Origin of the sequence: Fibrella aestuarina BUZ 2, from assembly GCF_000331105.1 — a bacterium.
Lineage (GTDB): Bacteria > Bacteroidota > Bacteroidia > Cytophagales > Spirosomataceae > Fibrella > Fibrella aestuarina.
Window position 1 is genome coordinate 1,108,743 of the sequence record NC_020054.1, and the last position, 16,567, is coordinate 1,125,309.

9 protein-coding genes are annotated in these 16,567 nt (G+C 56.3%); 5 read left to right on the forward strand and 4 right to left on the reverse strand.

The window, feature by feature from the left end; genetic code table 11:
• The first annotated feature begins 201 nt into the window (after window positions 1–201).
• Entirely contained in the window at window positions 202–2,430 is a 2,229-nt protein-coding gene (locus FAES_RS04410) for a glycoside hydrolase family 36 protein (RefSeq protein ID WP_015329998.1), read from the forward strand.
• A gap of 25 nt (window positions 2,431–2,455) precedes the next feature.
• Here FAES_RS04410 and FAES_RS04415 read toward each other — a convergent pair whose 3' ends face one another.
• The gene (locus FAES_RS04415; protein ID WP_015329999.1) at window positions 2,456–5,992 is read right to left on the reverse strand and encodes a DEAD/DEAH box helicase; all 3,537 of its coding nucleotides are present in this window, start codon (window positions 5,990–5,992) and stop codon (window positions 2,456–2,458) included.
• 69 nt (window positions 5,993–6,061) lie between these two features.
• Window positions 6,062–8,491: a TonB-dependent receptor gene (locus FAES_RS04420; RefSeq protein ID WP_015330000.1), complete on the reverse strand. Its 2,430-nt coding sequence runs from the start codon at window positions 8,489–8,491 to the stop codon at window positions 6,062–6,064.
• A gap of 375 nt (window positions 8,492–8,866) precedes the next feature.
• On the opposite strand from FAES_RS04420, the gene FAES_RS04425 reads away from it, so the two are divergent.
• The 3 genes from FAES_RS04425 (at window position 8,867) to FAES_RS04435 (ending at window position 12,113) form a co-directional block, all read left to right on the forward strand.
• Window positions 8,867–9,382 carry an RNA polymerase sigma factor gene (locus tag FAES_RS04425; protein ID WP_015330001.1) on the forward strand — a complete coding sequence of 172 codons (516 nt, stop codon included), beginning with the start codon at window positions 8,867–8,869 and terminating at the stop codon, window positions 9,380–9,382.
• 296 nt (window positions 9,383–9,678) lie between these two features.
• Window positions 9,679–11,169: a bifunctional phytoene desaturase/3,4-desaturase gene (gene crtID / locus FAES_RS04430; RefSeq protein WP_015330002.1), complete on the forward strand. Its 1,491-nt coding sequence runs from the start codon at window positions 9,679–9,681 to the stop codon at window positions 11,167–11,169.
• 107 nt (window positions 11,170–11,276) lie between these two features.
• On the forward strand, window positions 11,277–12,113 hold the full coding sequence (locus FAES_RS04435) for a phytoene/squalene synthase family protein (protein WP_015330003.1): 837 nt from the start codon (window positions 11,277–11,279) through the stop codon (window positions 12,111–12,113).
• A gap of 75 nt (window positions 12,114–12,188) precedes the next feature.
• On the opposite strand, the gene FAES_RS04440 is transcribed toward FAES_RS04435, so the two are convergent.
• On the reverse strand, window positions 12,189–13,895 hold the full coding sequence (locus tag FAES_RS04440) for a hypothetical protein (protein WP_015330004.1): 1,707 nt from the start codon (window positions 13,893–13,895) through the stop codon (window positions 12,189–12,191).
• A 117-nt stretch (window positions 13,896–14,012) separates the two neighbouring features.
• Here FAES_RS04440 and FAES_RS04445 point away from each other — a divergent pair, with 117 nt between their 5' ends.
• Window positions 14,013–15,209 (forward strand): flavin-containing monooxygenase, encoded by a 1,197-nt coding sequence (locus FAES_RS04445; protein WP_229364421.1) that lies wholly within the window; start codon window positions 14,013–14,015, stop codon window positions 15,207–15,209.
• Window positions 15,210–15,211: 2 nt separating this feature from the next.
• Here FAES_RS04445 and FAES_RS04450 read toward each other — a convergent pair whose 3' ends face one another.
• A complete protein-coding gene (locus tag FAES_RS04450; RefSeq protein WP_015330006.1) occupies window positions 15,212–16,465 on the reverse strand; it encodes a TCR/Tet family MFS transporter in 1,254 nt (417 codons plus the stop codon).
• Window positions 16,466–16,567 lie beyond the last annotated feature (102 nt).

The window sequence follows — 16,567 nt, forward strand, 5'->3', positions numbered from 1 at the left end:
TCCATTACGAAGAAAGTCAGTCATTTAGTTCCGGACCTACCTTGCCGCCCTTGCCGCCCCCACTCATAGGCCTTTCCCGAACCGCATACACATTCCGAGGCCGACGGCTGCCCATAGGACAAAAACTGTTAGGTATTTTTGTCTGTCAGGTCAATTCAGGTTGATCTGATACGGAGACGAATAGCCTACTAGTCACCATTCATGAAATACAGCCTCACTCTACTCGGGATTCTTTTCGCGTCTGTGGGCGCATTGGCCCAGCCATCAGCGCAACAACGCATCCACTACGATGAAACCAAGCGCCAGTTTAGTCTCGAAAACTCGCTGGTGAAACGGGTGCTTCAACTGACGCCGTCGGGGCTGCAAACGGTAGCCTACACCGATCTGCGCACAAAGACCAATGTGATCCGCGACCCAAATCGAGTGAGGGAGATAGCTTTTCAGGTCAACGGTATACCCTTCACGGGGCGCGGGGCGGCGGGCTTTGCCGTGACGTATAAAACCCACACAATCAGCGAGAAAGTCGGGCAGGGGAGTGTGTTGCGCGTTGATTTACAGGTGCAGCATCCCAACCGGTTTATCGTGTTCGACCTAAGCCTGTACTACCAGATTTACGCCGATCTGCCCCTGACGCGCAAATGGCTGACGATCAGAAATACGGGCGGCGATCCATTGCGTATCAGTGAGCTGGACTGGGAAAACCTGAACCTCGACCTAACGGCGGGTGGAGTGGGTCTCACCACGGCGGTTGATGTGTACGCAGCCTACGGGCGGCTACCGACCCGGCCCCCTTACATTGGGCGTACCGACGATGCTGCGTTGCTGATTCATAACCCCGAACAAAACACAGGTATACTGTTGGGCAATGAAGCCCCGGCGGTGATGAAGCGGACTCATGTATACCGGGATTCTACCGAAGTAGGGATTGGCATGGGGTTCGAAGCCGACGATTTTCCGTTTCAGAAGACCCTACTAACCGACGAAACCTTTACCTCGCCCAAAGCCTTCGTTAGCTTGTTCAAAGGGGCTGTCTGGCAGGATGCCTTTGCGCAGGATCTGGCCACCTACGTGCGTACGCAGCTGGGCACACGGTTGTTTGCGCACAAGAAAACGCCAACGGCTTTCTACAACACCCGGCTTCCGTTTGGGCGTAACCTTAATGGCCCACAACTCAAAAAGCTCGTCGATGAGCTGGCCCCCACGGGCATTGATTACCTGATTCTGGACGACGGCTGGCAGGATAACTACGGCGACTGGAACGTGGATACCCGCAAGTTTCCGAACGGCCTGCGCCCCCTGACTGACTACATCCGCGCCAAAGGGATGACGCCCGGTTTATGGCTGGCACTGGCCACCGCCGCCGATACCTCGGCGGTAGGGCAGGAACACGCCGACTGGTTCATGAACAACCGCGACGGGCAACGCCATTCTTTACAGGGTAGCGGTGCTAAAAACCTGTACACGATGAGCCTCGATACCCCCTGGTTCGATTATATACTTCAGAAAATCAGAACGTTGGTTGATGAGCATGGACTTGGGTACATCAAGCTCGACCTGGCGGCAGCCTGTTCGGCTTATCGGCTCAACAGCAGCGATGCGGGCGACTGGGCCACGGGTGCTGGACGTACCTACGCCAATCAGCGGGAATCGTTGTGGCGGCTTTATGAACGCACGGGTCAGCTTATGGATTCGCTCAAAGCCAGCCACCCTAACCTGCTGATCGACTGCACCCATGAACTGTACGGAAAGGCCAACGGCGTCGATCTGTGGCTGCTACAACACGCCGATTACGCCGGGCTCGCGTCGAACCGGATAGGGGCATCGGCGGGAAGTCGTGCCCTTCGGCAGTTGACCTACGATCGGGGGCAGGTGGTGCCGTCAGGTACGTTGCTGACGGGTAACCTGCGCCTCGATGAGCCACTGGCCAAACAGCAGTACCTGTCGATGGCTTCTTCGACCATTGTCTTCACCGGCGACGTTGCCAAACTGCTTCCTACTGATAAAGCGTGGCTCAAAGCCTGGAACGGCTGGCTGGCGGCGCTCAACGAACGTACCCAGTATACGCGATTCTACCAGACGGGCGATGTCCTGCCCCGACCCGATACGCACAACTGGGACGGTGCCATCCGGTTCAACCCCGAGCGTAACGGGGGGCTGCTGTGTTTTTACCGCAACGATTCCCCTGAAGCAACCCGCATCTTCCCGATCCGAGGCGTGAAACCGGCCGGTACGTACCTGATTCGGCAGGGTGGGACCAACGCCGTCGTGGGTACGTTCACGGGGCAGCAACTGCTCACTACAGGCCTGCCAGTCACGATTCCGAACCGCAACGAAGCCTCCCTGCTCTCCATCGAACCGTTCGTAAAACCCGAAGCCGCCAAAGTTGAGCCCATCGCTGCCAAAGAACCCGCCAAGATGCCGGTGAAGTAGGCGGGGGTAGCCAGAACACTGGTGACTACCCCAAACTGACGAGTTCCTTCAACTGATCATCGTTGAGATCGCCGAGCCAGGTTTCGCCGGTCTGCACGCTGAGGTCGGCGAGTTCTTTCTTGGAGCGGATCATGGCGTCGATCTTTTCTTCCAGCGTTCCTTGGTTCATCAGGCGGTAGACGAGCACGTTTTTGGTTTGGCCGATGCGGAAGGCGCGGTCAGTCGCCTGTGCTTCCACGGCGGGGTTCCACCAGAGGTCGTAGTGGATGACATGGTTGGCCTGCGTGAGGTTGAGGCCCGTGCCACCCGCTTTCAGCGACAGAATAAACGTGTGGTCGGAGCGGTTTTTCTGGAATTGCTCGACCATCTCGTCGCGGTCGGCGCGCGAAACGCCCCCGTGCAAAAAGAGCGGCTCCTGCCCGAACGCCTGCTGAATAAACTGCTGTAGCAACTCGCCCATCTCTTTGTACTGCGTGAAAATCAGTACTTTCTCATGGCTAGCGTAGATTGTTTCGAGCAGGTTGAGCAGCAGTTGTGCCTTGCCACTCAAGGCGGCGTTGTCGGGACCTTTCTTGAGGTACTGGCGCGGGTGGTTGCCAATCTGCTTCAGAGCGGTCATCAGCTTCAGCACCAAACCGCGCCGGGCAATGCCGTCTTTGGCTTCGATGGCCCGCATGCTCTCCTGCACTACACTTTCGTAGAGGGCGGCCTGCTCCTGCGTCAGCGAACAATACTGGTTGTTCTCGATCTTATCGGGCAGGTCGCTGATGATGCTCTTGTCGGTCTTAATGCGGCGGAGCAGAAACGGTCCCGTCACGCGCCGGAACAGGTCGAGTTTCTGGTGGTCGCGCTCCTGCTGAATGGGCTTGCCAAACTCCTCGTTGAACTTGCTCACGCCACCCAGATACCCCCGATTGACGAAGTCCATGATACTCCAGAACTCCGACAGCCGGTTTTCAACGGGCGTACCGCTGAGCGCGATCCGGACGTCGCTTTTGAGCTGTTTGACAGCCTTGGTCTGCTCGGTATCGCTGTTTTTGATGTTCTGGGCTTCGTCGATGATCAGCACCGCCCAGGTGGTTTTCTTCAGCGTGTCGAGGTCGGAGCGTACCACGCCGTAGGTGGTCAGGATCAGGTCGGGCGAGGTCGCTTTTTTCAGATCGGGCAGTTTGCGGTTGGGTCCGTGGAAAACCTGCGCCTTCAGGTCCGGGGCAAACCGGGCAATCTCTTTCTGCCAGTTGGTCAATAGGGTGGTGGGTAGCACGACCAGCCCCTTCTGTTTCTGGAAACGCCCTTCCTGCCTGAATTTTAGCAGCAACGTGATGATTTGCAGCGTCTTGCCCAAGCCCATGTCGTCGGCTAGGATACTGCCCATACCGAGCGCCGTGTTCTTGGCGAGCCAGTCGTAGCCGCGAAGCTGATAGGGTCGTAACTGCGCGTTGAGGTGGTCGGGGAGGGGGTGTGGCTCGGCGTCGGTAAATTGTTTCAACAGGTCGCGTACATCGGCCCCAATACCCACGCGGTTGCCCTGAAACTCTTCGGCCAACGCGGCCCGTAGCAGATCGGAGCCGGTGAGTTCGGGTGGTTTGCTAAGCTGCTTCTGTAATTTGCCCAAGTCGTTGGGGTCGATCAGCACGTATTGATCTTTGATCTTGATCAGGCCCGTTTTGTTACTGACCAGCTGCTCGAACTCGCTGTACGAAATGAACTCGCTGCCCACGGCCACCTGCCAGTCGAAGGTGAGCATGTCGTCGAGTTTCATAAATGACGGGTTGGCTGCCCCGCTGCCCGATTTGGCTTTCAGCCGTACTCCCGCCTGCGGGCGTACCCAGTGTTGCAATGACCGCGGCAGTAGCAGCGAAATGCCCAGCAATTGCATACGGGGCAGCTTTTCGAGCAGAATCTTGACAAAATCGTCGGGCGCGTAGCTCAGGTGCGTTGGCGCGTTTTTCTGAGCGAGCTTGGCCAAATCGGGGAAATGCCGCGACAGCACCAGCAGGTCCTGCAACACGGCCATCCGAATGCGGGCGTGCTTCGGCTCGTCCAGAATTTCGGTGAGCGACACGGGGGCACTGTCGACCTCATTGGCATCGCGGTCACGGATGAGCAGGCTCAGCTTAAACACGTCACCAAACTCCGAATCTTCAACGGCCAGAATGGGTACGAATCGTTTCTGGCCCAGGAAGAAATCATTGAGCCATAGCTGCATGGCCAATGGTTTTTCGCGTTTGCCAAACCCATCGAACCGCAAAATCTCCTGCCCAAAAAACAGGCGGTCGGCGTCTTCGAGCGGCCATCGTTCCCAAAGCTCCACGGTCGGCTGCTTCACGGGCTGGCGCAGCAGCAGGCTACACACCATCAACACCTGTTCGGCGGGCGAAACGGGCGCTAGAATATCTTTCTGCCAATAAACCGAGAGCAACGTTGGGGGCAGTTGTGTACCCAATTGCTCGGTCAGGCGGCGGACGGCTTCGTTGAGCGTAGCTGGTACCCAACGTACCCGGTACTGGTTTTCGTCGGGGCCGATGCGCAGCAACTGAGGCACCACGGCCCCGCGGCGCAGTAGGGCCGCCGTGAACTGACGGGTGAGGTAAAGCGCCCGCACCGAATCGCTCATGTCGGGCCAATCGGCGTCGGTGAGGTCGGCCAGCCAGCCCATCAGGTCGGCAATGCCGAAGTGGGGCAGGCGGCGCGAATCGCCATGCTCGCTGAAAATATTGATCTTCCGCAGGTCGAGCAACTCGTCCAGCTGAAGTTCGAGGCTATCGCTGGGTGCGGGGTGGCTCGTCACCACCTTGTCCTGCATCGGCTTGGTAAATAGCTTGTAGGCCTTGCTCAGGTCCTTGAGGAAATCCCGTTTCGTAAATGTTGTTTCGGGTTCGAGCAGGTCGAGCAGCGAATCGGCCAGCGTAGGCAGTGTTGAGAAGTCGATGGCCGCTCGAGCCGCTTCGTCGGGCTTCCAGTCTTCATCTTCCTCGGGCAGGTCGTCGGTGAGCAGGTCTTTCACCAGCAGTACGCTGTCCATCCCGCCCGATACCCCGGCTGAGTCGTCGGCGCGCAGTTCATCGAGCAAATCGAGGCCCTTGAGCTGAAAAACCAGAAACGGATTCTGGTCGATTTCGTTGGCAATCAGGTAAATGACAGCGGCCAGGTGCTTGCAGGGCATAGCGTCGTCGGGGCAGGAGCAGCCTGCCTGTAATTCACCAAACGAACGCGGAAACAGCCGGATTCCCCGCTGATCAGCAAACTCGATCAGGTCGGGCGGCAGCTGCCGGTTGAGCAACTGAGCCAACAGCGCCGGATTCTGCTGAATTTCGGTCAGCAGGTCTTTTTTGTCTTTAGCATCGAACAAGGGTACCGCCAGTTTCACCTTGTAGGGGCGGGGCTTGCTGCCCTGCACCTGCGCGCTGATCTGATTGACCTCTATTTTGAGCGCCTTTACGGCTCCTTTGTTGGCGTATGTTTTTCCCCTGGGCAGGCGGTTTCCTTCGTCAATGCTGGTCAGTGCCTTAAGCCACTGCTGACCCCACCAGGTTTTGCCATACGTAATGCGCTCGGCCATGCTTTTCCTCGATTGGTATTTCGCGGGCGCAAAGGTAACACCTTCGCGAATGGCTACTGTATTACCCCATCAGAAGCCCCACTTCACTCGGAGGGCGATATTGCGGCCAATATCGTTGGCGTAATACCGGAACCGGTTGAGGTAGTCGCGGTACTGCACGTCGAACAGGTTCGTCGCCGTCAGGCTAACGTCGATATGTTGCTTGTCGGAAAACGCCCAGGTACCACCGACCGACGCGGTCCAAAGGCTGTAGGCGGGTGGAGGCGGGGCAAAATCACTGTTGGCTGGTACGCGGTTTTGCCGGGCTACCAGCAGATTGCCAACGCTCAGGTACGTATCCCGCCAACGGCCCGACCGGAACGTACCCGGCTGGGCCACACTTGGCTGGGCCACTCCTGGCTGGGTACGTCCTAACGCAAACCGGAGGGTGTTTTCCCAACGGTTGGGCGGAATCATCACGATAGCCTGATCGGTGCGCACATCCTGCACGTATAAGTACGAGGGCTTGGTAGTCCAGTTCCAGCGGGTACCGAGCAACACATCCACCGTCGCGTCCAAACCCGTGTAAATAGCGTCAGTCTGGGTGTATTTGAAGAACGGAAAAGCGCCGCGCACCGTCAGAATGGGCTCGGGCTGCGGTTTCAGGTAGATGTAGTTACGGATGTAATTGTAAAACACGCCAACCTCGGCCTGCACGCGCGCCGTGTGCCATTCGGTGGTCAGGTTGAGGCTGTAGTTGGTTTCGGGCCGCAACTGATCGTCGCCCTGCTCGTAGGCCGCCGCTCCGTGGTGAACACCATCGCTGAACAACTCGCTGATATTGGGCGCGCGCCAGGCCGTCCCGATGTTAAACCGGGTGGTCCAATGGTCGTTGTGGTAGTGCGTTGCGCCGATAGTCCCCGACGGGCTGGCAAACAGAAAAACGGGTTCTTCCAACACGCGGCGGCTGCCAGACCCAACGTACCTGAAAATCTGCATCCGCCGCCAATCGATCCGCAGGCCAGCCTCATACTCCCAGCTGCCCACGCGCAGTTTTTCGATCCAGAACGTACCCAGCGTGTAGTTCTGGAAGTTCGGAATCAGCGGACGGCCACTCATGATATTGTACTGGAACAGCCCGCTCACGCCTACTGAACCGCTCCGGTTGCCGCCACCGCGGTGCGACCTGACCAGATCGGCTGTGTAGGTTGTCAGTTGAAAACGAAGTTCGGGGCGGTTCAGGGCGGCGAGGCTGTCGTTTCGGGGAACGTGCAGGTCATATTCCATCCGATCGTCTGACTGCCGGGCCAGCGTCAGGTTCCAGTCGACGCCGGGGTGGGGTTTGTAGCTGGTCTGCCACTTCAACAGATCGTGCGTGATTTGCTGGTTGGGTCGCCCGATAGCGTAGCTAAACCCTGATTTGATCAGCGGCTCGCCGGAAGTAAGTACCTGTTGCAGGTCGGTCAGGCTACCGATGTGCGAACCCGAAAAAATGCCGATCGTTGAGGAAAAACGGCTGTAAAAGACGTCTGATTGCCAATTGGTTGTTCGATACGTTAAGGCCGCAGAGCCATTCAATTCGCTCACGCCCGTATTGTCCAGGTAATAGGTGGGCGTTCGCAGATTCCCGGCTCGTTTGGCGGTCCCCTGCACGCGCCAGCCAAAGCGCGCAGTGGGTGTGGGGAGACTGTCGACCACGACCGCACCGCCAAATGTCCCTTCTACCTGCACCGAGGCCACGCCCTGTTGCCCATTGCTGAACCCCGCCAGATTGACCTGTCCGTGGATGCCGCCCGCCGTGGGCAACACCGCCGGCTCGACCAGGATCACGCCGCCGATGGCATCGGAGCCGTAACGTACCCCGGCCGCTCCCTTAATCAGCAACACCCGGCTGGCCACAAACGGATCAATCTCGGGCCCGTGTTCCGAACCCCATTGCTGCCCTTCCTGCCGAATTCCGTTGTTCAGGATAAGCACCCGGTTACTGTGCATGCCGTGGATCACGGGTTTCACTACCGACGCCCCCGTTTGCAGCGTGGTTACACCCGTCAGGTTACGCAGCGCATCGCCCAAGGTGAGCCCGCGCGTCTGATCGAGGGCACGGCCCTCCAGCGCCACCACCGCCTGACTACTCATGGCGTCGGTTTTCTGGGCCGTTACGTTCACATTCTGAAGGTGTTGTACTTCTTCCGAAAGTAGCATCTCGGCCTGCGCTTCGTCGGCATGGTGTTCCAGCACCACGCGTTGCTCAATTTCTTTGTAGCCGATGATCCGGGCCACGAGCGTGTAGGTGCCTTCACACAGGTTGTCAATGCGGTATTTGCCATCCGGGCCAGCGGTGGTGCCGCGTCCGGTTTCTTTAATCAATAACGTAGCGCCGGGAATAGGCTGGCGGGTTTCCCGGTCCAGCACGTCACCCTTCACGAAGCATTGACAAGGCGTTTGTCCCAAACTGGGGAATGCGTTACCCAGCCCCCACAGAATAAGTGTACCAATCGAAAGAAAGCGGATAGAGCGCAAGGGAAGAAGAGGGCGAATACCTGATAAATTGTTTATACGCAACAAAGTTGCAACAACTTGTCAACTATATTTTGATCAAACAGGCTTGTGTTTAGCGGATTTTTTTGTAGAAAATTTTTTTTGTTGAACTTATACAGTAAGATTGTTCAACAAAATACACAGGGCCTGTTCCACAAAGTGGGGAATTTTCTACCCAGCACCCCGTAAAAGGTGAGTGATCGATCGGAGTGGCACGGGTTTAAATGGATTTTTAAATGCCTGTTTATCAGTGGTTTGTTTTGAAAAAGGGATGAGTGGTTTAAATCCTTGAAAAACTGGTCGGGATTTTGTCTAAGTGGAAGCAAGATCGGTTCAACAAGAAAACTTTTCGTAATCATGACAGCGCTTGAATTTACATACCACATTGGTAAGGTTTCTAAATCCCTTCGTCCGTTCGCGCTCCGCCTGACGAAAGACGCAGAAGACGCCAACGACTTATTGCAAGACACGCTGTTAAAGGCGTTTACGAATCGTGACAAGTACACGGACGGTACCAACCTGAAAGCATGGTTGTACACGATCATGAAAAACACGTTCATCACAAATTACCAGCGGATGATCCGGAAGAATACGTTTATCGATACGACGGATAACCTGCATTATATCAACTCAACCGAGAGCAGCACCGATAACCTCGCGTACTCGTCGTTTGCTCAGGAAGACATTGCTCGGGCAGTAAACAACCTCGATGATACTTACCGGACGCCGTTTATGATGCATTTCCGGGGTTTCAAGTACCACGAGATCGCCGCTAAACTGGATATACCCATCGGGACGGTTAAAAACCGCATTCACATTGCCCGTAAAGAGCTTAAAAGTAAACTGCACGTTTACGCCCACTTCAATTCATAAGGTGTCGTAATGGTTGCATTTCATCAATAGAGAGCACAGTTGAGAGACTGTGCTTCTCCAGACTAATATATTGATTGAGTAGTTTTTGGTTAAAAAAGAGGAAGGTTCCGAAAAGTTAGATGCGCTGCGTCTAACTTTTTTTGTGCTTATAATCAGTTTGATGTTTGTTGCGGTCCGCCGCCGCGGTTTACTGTCTGACGTTTGTGGAAACTTGACACTGACCCATTAGCGGATACACGGCAACGTCAGACAGTAAACCGCGGTGTCGAACCGCGATAAAAATCAAAACCGACTGAATGCCTACACGCGTTACTGTTATTGGGGCCGGCTTTTCCGGCCTATCCGTTGCCACGAGCTTAGCCGACAAAGGCTATGACGTTACCATCCTCGAAAAAAATGAGTCGCCCGGTGGTCGGGCCCGGCTCTTCAAAGCCGAAGGATTCACCTTCGACATGGGCCCTAGCTGGTATTGGATGCCCGATGTTTTTGAAACCTATTTTGCCCGCTTCGGCAAGAAACCATCCGACTATTACAACCTTGTTCGGCTCGACCCTTCCTACAGCGTCGTGTTTGGGCCCGACGAAGCGGTGGATATTCCGGCCAGCCTGCGTGAACTGAAAGCCCTTTTCGACCAGATCGAGCCGGGCAGTGGCGCGCGGTTAGATGCTTTTCTCAATCAGGCCGCCTACAAATACAGGGTCGGGATCCACGATTTCGTGTGGCGCCCGAGTCGCTCCATTACGGAGTTCATGAGCCTGAAGCTGCTCTACGACGTGGCCCGGCTCGATGTGTTTCAGTCGTTTGCCAGCCATGCCCGCAAATTCTTTAAGCACCCGCGGCTGTTGCAACTGATCGAGTTCCCGATTCTGTTTCTGGGGGCTACCCCGCAGAATACCCCCGCCATGTACAGCCTGATGAACTACGCCGAGATGACTGGCGGTACCTGGTACCCGATGGGCGGCATGCACGAGATCGTTAAGGGGATGGTGACGTTGGCCGAAGAAAAAGGCGTGAAGATGCTCTACAACGAAGCCGTTGAGCGCATCGAAACCGTCGCAGAGGCGGGTGGACAGACCTCGGCCAAACGCATTCACACGAATCAGGGCATTTTTGAGGCCGATGTGGTGGTAGCGAGCGCCGACTACAACCACGTTGAAACGACGCTGGTTGCCCCGAGCGAGCGAAACTACAGCGACGATTACTGGAAAAAACGGGTCATGGCGCCCTCGTCGCTGCTGTTTTATCTTGGCGTCAATAAGCGTATTCCGAAGCTACAGCACCATAATCTGTTTTTCGACGAAGACTTCGGCCTGCACGCGCAGGAGATCTACGAAACTCCGAAGTGGCCCACGCGCCCGCTGTTCTACGCCTCGGCACCCTCGAAAACCGACCCAAGCGTGGCCCCGGCGGGCATGGAAAACGTATTCCTGCTGATACCTGTAGCGCCTGACCTGGTTGATGATGAAGCCACCCGCGAGCACTATTACCAACTGATTATGCAACGTTTAGAGGCCTACGTGGGCGAGAACGTGCGCGATCATGTGGTGTATAAACGTAGCTACGCTCACCGCGATTTCAAGGCCGACTACAATGCGTTTCGGGGGAACGCCTATGGCTTGGCCAATACGCTGATGCAAACGGCCTTCCTGAAACCGAACCTCAAAAACAAAAAAGTGCGTAACCTGTTCTATACTGGTCAGCTCACCGTTCCCGGGCCCGGCGTTCCGCCCTCGCTGATTTCTGGGTTAGTCGTGGCCGATGAAGTAGCCAAAGAATTTAACGTTTGATGTTTACATCGTTTCCTACGCCGGAGTTAGTATCTTGCCTCGGCAGGATAGTAACATGAACGTTAAACATAAAACGTTGAACATCATTTTCCTGAGCCTTTAGCCATATGATGTCGTTATTCAACCAGACTGCGCTGGAGTGCAGTAAGCTCATAACCGAGCGGTATAGCACCTCCTTCACCCTGGGTATTCGAACACTTGACAAGAAGTTTCATCTACCCATCTACGCCATTTATGGCTTCGTTCGCTATGCTGATGAAATCGTAGACACCTTCCACGACCACGACAAGCAGGACTTGCTGAACCGGTTCCGGGCGGATACCTACCGCGCTATCGAAGAAGGCATCAGCCTGAACCCGGTGCTCCACTCGTTTCAACTGGTGGTGCGGCAATACCAGATCGAGCGTGACCTGATCGATGCCTTCCTGCGCAGCATGGAAATGGATTTGCACCGGCACGACTACGATACCGCGGGCTACTCCGAATACATTTACGGCTCAGCCGAAGTGGTTGGTCTGATGTGCCTGCGCGTATTCTGCGAAGGCGATTGCGACGAATACGACCGCCTGCGTGAACCCGCCCGCAAACTGGGGTCGGCTTTCCAGAAAGTAAACTTCCTGCGCGACATCAAAAGCGACTATCAGGAGCGGGGACGTACCTACTTCCCCGGTGTCGACTTCACGGATTTCAGCCGCGATGCCAAGCAACTGATCGAAGACGACATTCAGCGCGACTTCGACGACGCCTACAAGGGAATCCTGGCTTTGCCGCGCGGAGCCAAAATGGGGGTGCATCTGGCCTATACCTATTACCTGAAGCTTTTCAACAAAATAAAAGGGGTGCCCGCCTCGCGCATTCAGAACGAACGCATTCGGGTGCCTGACCCGCAGAAGCTGGCGCTGTTGGCCAAAACCATGCTGCAATACCGGTTGAACTTGCTGTAAATGACCCTGTACTAAAAAAGCTGGCGCAACTTTGTGCGTCAGCTTTTTTATGGGTAATCGATACGGTAGTGGAGCCTATATTTTGTTGAGGCGGGGGAGTACGTCGCTCAACTGCTTCACCTGCCTGGTGGTCAACTGTAGCGATTTGTCGAGTTCTTTCAGTAGTTCATCAACGCCGCGTCTGGCCCCCACGTTGAACGCCTCGGTGATGGTTTCTTCATTCATCTCGCGTTTTTCATCGACGGCTCCATCGTCCATCTTGTAGCCCAGTTCCAGCAATTCGCGGGTGATCCCGCCCAATACGTACTGTTCGATCAGCTCAAAAGGCGGGCAGGTCAGGCAGGGGTTGGGCTCGGGGAAAGGGGCCACCTGAAACAATTTGGGTAACTCAAGGGGGAGCACATCAAGCACCCACCGTGAAATGATACACTGGCTGGCACGCAGCCCCAGCGCATCATAGGCCGTACCGCCCAGTTCCCAGATGGGCATTTTTGGGCTCAGTCGTTCGAGAAGTGGGTACCGAAGCACCATGCCCCAGGTAGCGCGTTTAAACATGCACTGCTGTTTGGCTTTGGGCGATAGCCAGATGGCCACATTGCGGAAATAATTGTCGATCCGGGCTAGTGCATTCAGGCCTGCCGGCGTAGCCCGGAAACCCAATGTTTTGGGATTGGTACCGTTCATTGGCGCTGAATCCAAGTTGCCTATGGGTCGGCCAATCAGATTGACATCAAACCAGTGGTGCCAGGTCGAATCAACTACAACCCGCCCCGGATGCTGGTCGGCATCGCTAGCCAGAAAGCCATCGTAAGCGCCGATGACGCCAAACGTCTTGGCCGTGGCGTTACCCTTGTTGAGGTCGCTTCCTAGGAAGTGGTCACCCTGCACGACGGCGGTAGCAATGCGTTCGGGTGCGGCCGTGCCGCTGTTGGGGTATTCGTCTCGGTTTGCGTAGGCCCCAAATGTGAACTTGCGGTTCAGGTCGATGGCGCCCGTGTCGAGCACTTCGCCTTCGTGAGGGTGATCGGGCAGGATATCGATAACACCCTCCTGACCGCACAGAATGGGGTGCGGGCGACTCCGGCGGATAAACGGACTCCAACCGCTCAGGTAATAGCGTTTGGGCGTAATTGACATCGGCTGATCGTCCGATTCATCGTCGAAGGTATACGTGGTGTCGGCTCCTTTGCGGAGGGTATCGTGCCGGTCGACGCCGGTGGGTTGTGGTACGCGCTGCCCAGTGGTCCATTTACGCATGGTACTTACGCGCGGAATCCGCGAGCATAAAGCGGCACCCAGATCGGCATGATCACCAGTGGCAAAAACCCCGCCACCCTTGTCCATCCAGCGCGACAGAATTTCCAGTTCAGCATTGGTCAGGCCGGTAGGGTGCCCTTCGCCATAAAAACCAAAAAACCAGACCTGATCGAAAACGTCCAGGTTAAAGCCGGGCTGCGTAAAGCGGAAGCCTTCGAAATGGGGCCCGTAGCGTTCCCAGGCGACAGGGTCCTGCGCCTGGTTTGGTTTCATCAAATCGGTATTCCGGTGAGCGCGGGTTACGTCGAATTTGACGTAAAACTCGGGATTGGTTCGCAACACGTCGAGCACGTGTGAAAGGCCAAAATAGGCATGGCTGAAGGAGATAGACGCATCAACAACCATCAGTATCTTTACCCGGCAGGGGCGCAGATTGGGAAAGAAGACCAGGTCGCCCCGGTCGGCCAGCTCAAACCGGTTGAAGGGCTTGCCGCTGAGTAGGTCGAACGATTGAAAATCAGGCATGGAGTATGTGGGTTTTAGTGAGACACAAAGGTCTAACTAAGCACACGCGGCGCCATCCCATATTCGGGTGACGTGGAAACTACCTGTACCCCAAGTGTTTATACTTTATAAGCGATTATGAAAACTATGCCTGCTCAACCCGATCGTTCCAATAAATCATCAACGTTGATTCTGGGCGCCGGGCCGGGTGGTCTGGCTATGGCTGGCCAGTTGGCCTACCGAAAGTGGCCGTTCACCCTCCTCGAAGCCAGTGATAAAGTGGGCGTGGCCTGGCGAAATCACTACGACCGGCTGCACCTGCATACGGTGAAAGAGCACTCGGCACTGCCGTTTTTGCCGTTCCCGGCCGATTACCCTACCTACGTCTCCCGCGCCGAACTGGTAACGTACCTGGAACAGTACGCACACCACTTCGGCATTCAGCCCCGCTTCAATCAGGTTGTAACGAGCATCGAACGTACCCGGTACGGAGGTACGCAGCCGGGGCGATGGACCGTTCAGACAACAACCGACACCTTCATTGCCGACCAGCTCGTGGTGGCAACGGGGTACAACCGCGTCCCCAACGAGCCGCAACTACCGGGCTTATCCACATTTAAGGGCGACGTTATCCACAGTCGGACCTACCGCAACGGCGATCCGTTTCGGGGCAAACAGGTGCTGGTCGTGGGTATGGGCAATACCGGGGCCGAACTGGCACTCGATCTGTATGAGCATGGTGCCGAGGCCACCATCTCGGTGCGTGGCCCCATCAGCATTGTCCGGCGCGATGTGCTGGGAAAACCGACTCAGCCGACGGCCATTTTCCTCAACAAATTTCCCAACTGGTTTTACGATCTGGTGGCGGGTATCTCGCAACAACTCACCGTGGGCGATTTATCGGCCTACGGATTGGGCAAGCCCAAGTACCCACCTTCGCGCCTGATTCGCGAGTTTGGCCGTATCCCTGTCATTGACCTGGGTACGTTGGATCAGATCAAAGCCGGTAACATCGCCGTAGCGCCGGGCATCAGGCAGATCAACGAGCATTTGGTAACGTTCACGGACGGGTCACAGCGTCCATTCGACGCCATTGTTCTGGCTACCGGCTATCGGCCGGCGCTATACGAGCTGCTGGAGCCCGAACTGGCAGCCCGTGTGCTGAATGAACGCGGCTATCCCACGGCCCTCTGGTATGACCAACCCGGCCTGAGTGGGCTGTATTTCCTGGGATTTTCTACCCCGCTCACGGGCATTCTGCGTAGCCTCAACATCAACTCCGGCCTGATTGCTGATCACCTGACCCGGCAATCGACCGTTCCGCACGTGCTCTGACGTTAGTGCCCTTCTACGGGTAATGGAATCTCAGTCTTCGTTGGCTGTACGTAGTTTTTCAACGCACTTGCCGTCAGAAACAGGCTGATGATGATAAAGACTGCACCCATCAGATACGGTGCACCGGGAAAGTAAACGGGCGCGCCGGGCTTGGTGAAGTAAGCGAACAGGTTGGTCATCAGCAGCGGCCCGACGATGCCCGTCAGGCTCATCAGGCTGGTGAGGCCACCCTGCAACTCGCCCTGCTCGTTGGGAGGAATCTGCCCCGAAATAATCCCCTGAATAGCCGGGCCGGTGATACCCGCAAAGGAATACGGCGCGATGAGCGCAAAGACCATCCAACTCTGCGTGGCGAAGGCAAAGCCGATGAAGCTGACTACGTAGATGGACAAGCCCAGAAAGACGGCGTTCTTCTGCCCGATTTTCGGGATAATGAGCCGAATGAGCCCCGCCTGCACAATAGCTACGGCCAGCCCAACTACGCCCAGCGAAATCCCCACGAGCCGCTCGGTCCAGCCGAATTTGAGCATGGTGAAATACGTCCAGACAGACTGCATCACCTGCCCGGCCAGGTACATAAACACCAGCGCCACGATCAGCGTCAGCAGCGACCGGTAGCGCATCAGCGCCCGGAAGGAGCCGAGCGCATTGGCCCGCCGCCAGTCGAACGCCCGGCGGTTTTCGGGTGCCAGTGATTCGGGTAGCACAAAGAAGCCGTACAGCCAATTGAGCAGCGAGAGCGCCGCCGCCACCAGAAAGGGCACCCGGGGCCCATAGGAACTAAAGAAAGCACCAAGCGTAGGGCCGATGATAAAGCCCAGCCCGAACCCCGCGCCGATCAGACCGAAATTCTGCGCTCGTTTGTCGGGGGTGCTGATGTCGGCGATGTAGGCGTTGGCGGTGGTAAAACTGGCGCCGCACAAGCCGGCTACGATCCGGGCCACAAACAGCCAGCCGATGGTGGGCGCGTAGGCCGAAACCAGAAAGTCGATGCCCAGCCCGAAGAGCGAAATCAACAGCACCGGTCGCCGCCCGAAGCGATCGCTGAGGCCACCCAGCACGGGGGCAAACGCGAACTGCATGATGGCGTAAGCAAACGTAAGCCAGCCCCCATACTGCGAAGCCGTGCTGAGGCCGCTGCCCGTAAGCTCTTCAATTAGTTTCGGAACAACGGGGATGATCACGCCAATGCCAATGCAGTCAATCAGAACGGTGATAAAAATAAAAATTAATGCCGGATGCCGCTTTTCAGCCATAATCGGGTTAGTTGCTCGTTAGAACGCCCGCGCAAGTTACGGCGTTACAGAGTCTGGAAAGCCAGTTTTAATCGCAGACGCGAAGTTTAACGAAGCAACGGT

What these genes read in the sequence shown, in the direction of transcription:
- FAES_RS04410 (WP_015329998.1), top strand. Translation starts at nt 202, where the DNA reads ATGAAATACAGCCTCACTCTACTCGGGATTCTTTTCGCGTCTGTGGGC.
- FAES_RS04415 (WP_015329999.1), bottom strand. Translation starts at nt 5,992, where the DNA reads ATGGCCGAGCGCATTACGTATGGCAAAACCTGGTGGGGTCAGCAGTGG.
- FAES_RS04425 (WP_015330001.1), top strand. Translation starts at nt 8,867, where the DNA reads ATGACAGCGCTTGAATTTACATACCACATTGGTAAGGTTTCTAAATCC.
- crtID (WP_015330002.1), top strand. Translation starts at nt 9,679, where the DNA reads ATGCCTACACGCGTTACTGTTATTGGGGCCGGCTTTTCCGGCCTATCC.
- FAES_RS04435 (WP_015330003.1), top strand. Translation starts at nt 11,277, where the DNA reads ATGATGTCGTTATTCAACCAGACTGCGCTGGAGTGCAGTAAGCTCATA.
- FAES_RS04440 (WP_015330004.1), bottom strand. Translation starts at nt 13,895, where the DNA reads ATGCCTGATTTTCAATCGTTCGACCTACTCAGCGGCAAGCCCTTCAAC.
- FAES_RS04445 (WP_229364421.1), top strand. Translation starts at nt 14,013, where the DNA reads ATGAAAACTATGCCTGCTCAACCCGATCGTTCCAATAAATCATCAACG.
- FAES_RS04450 (WP_015330006.1), bottom strand. Translation starts at nt 16,465, where the DNA reads ATGGCTGAAAAGCGGCATCCGGCATTAATTTTTATTTTTATCACCGTT.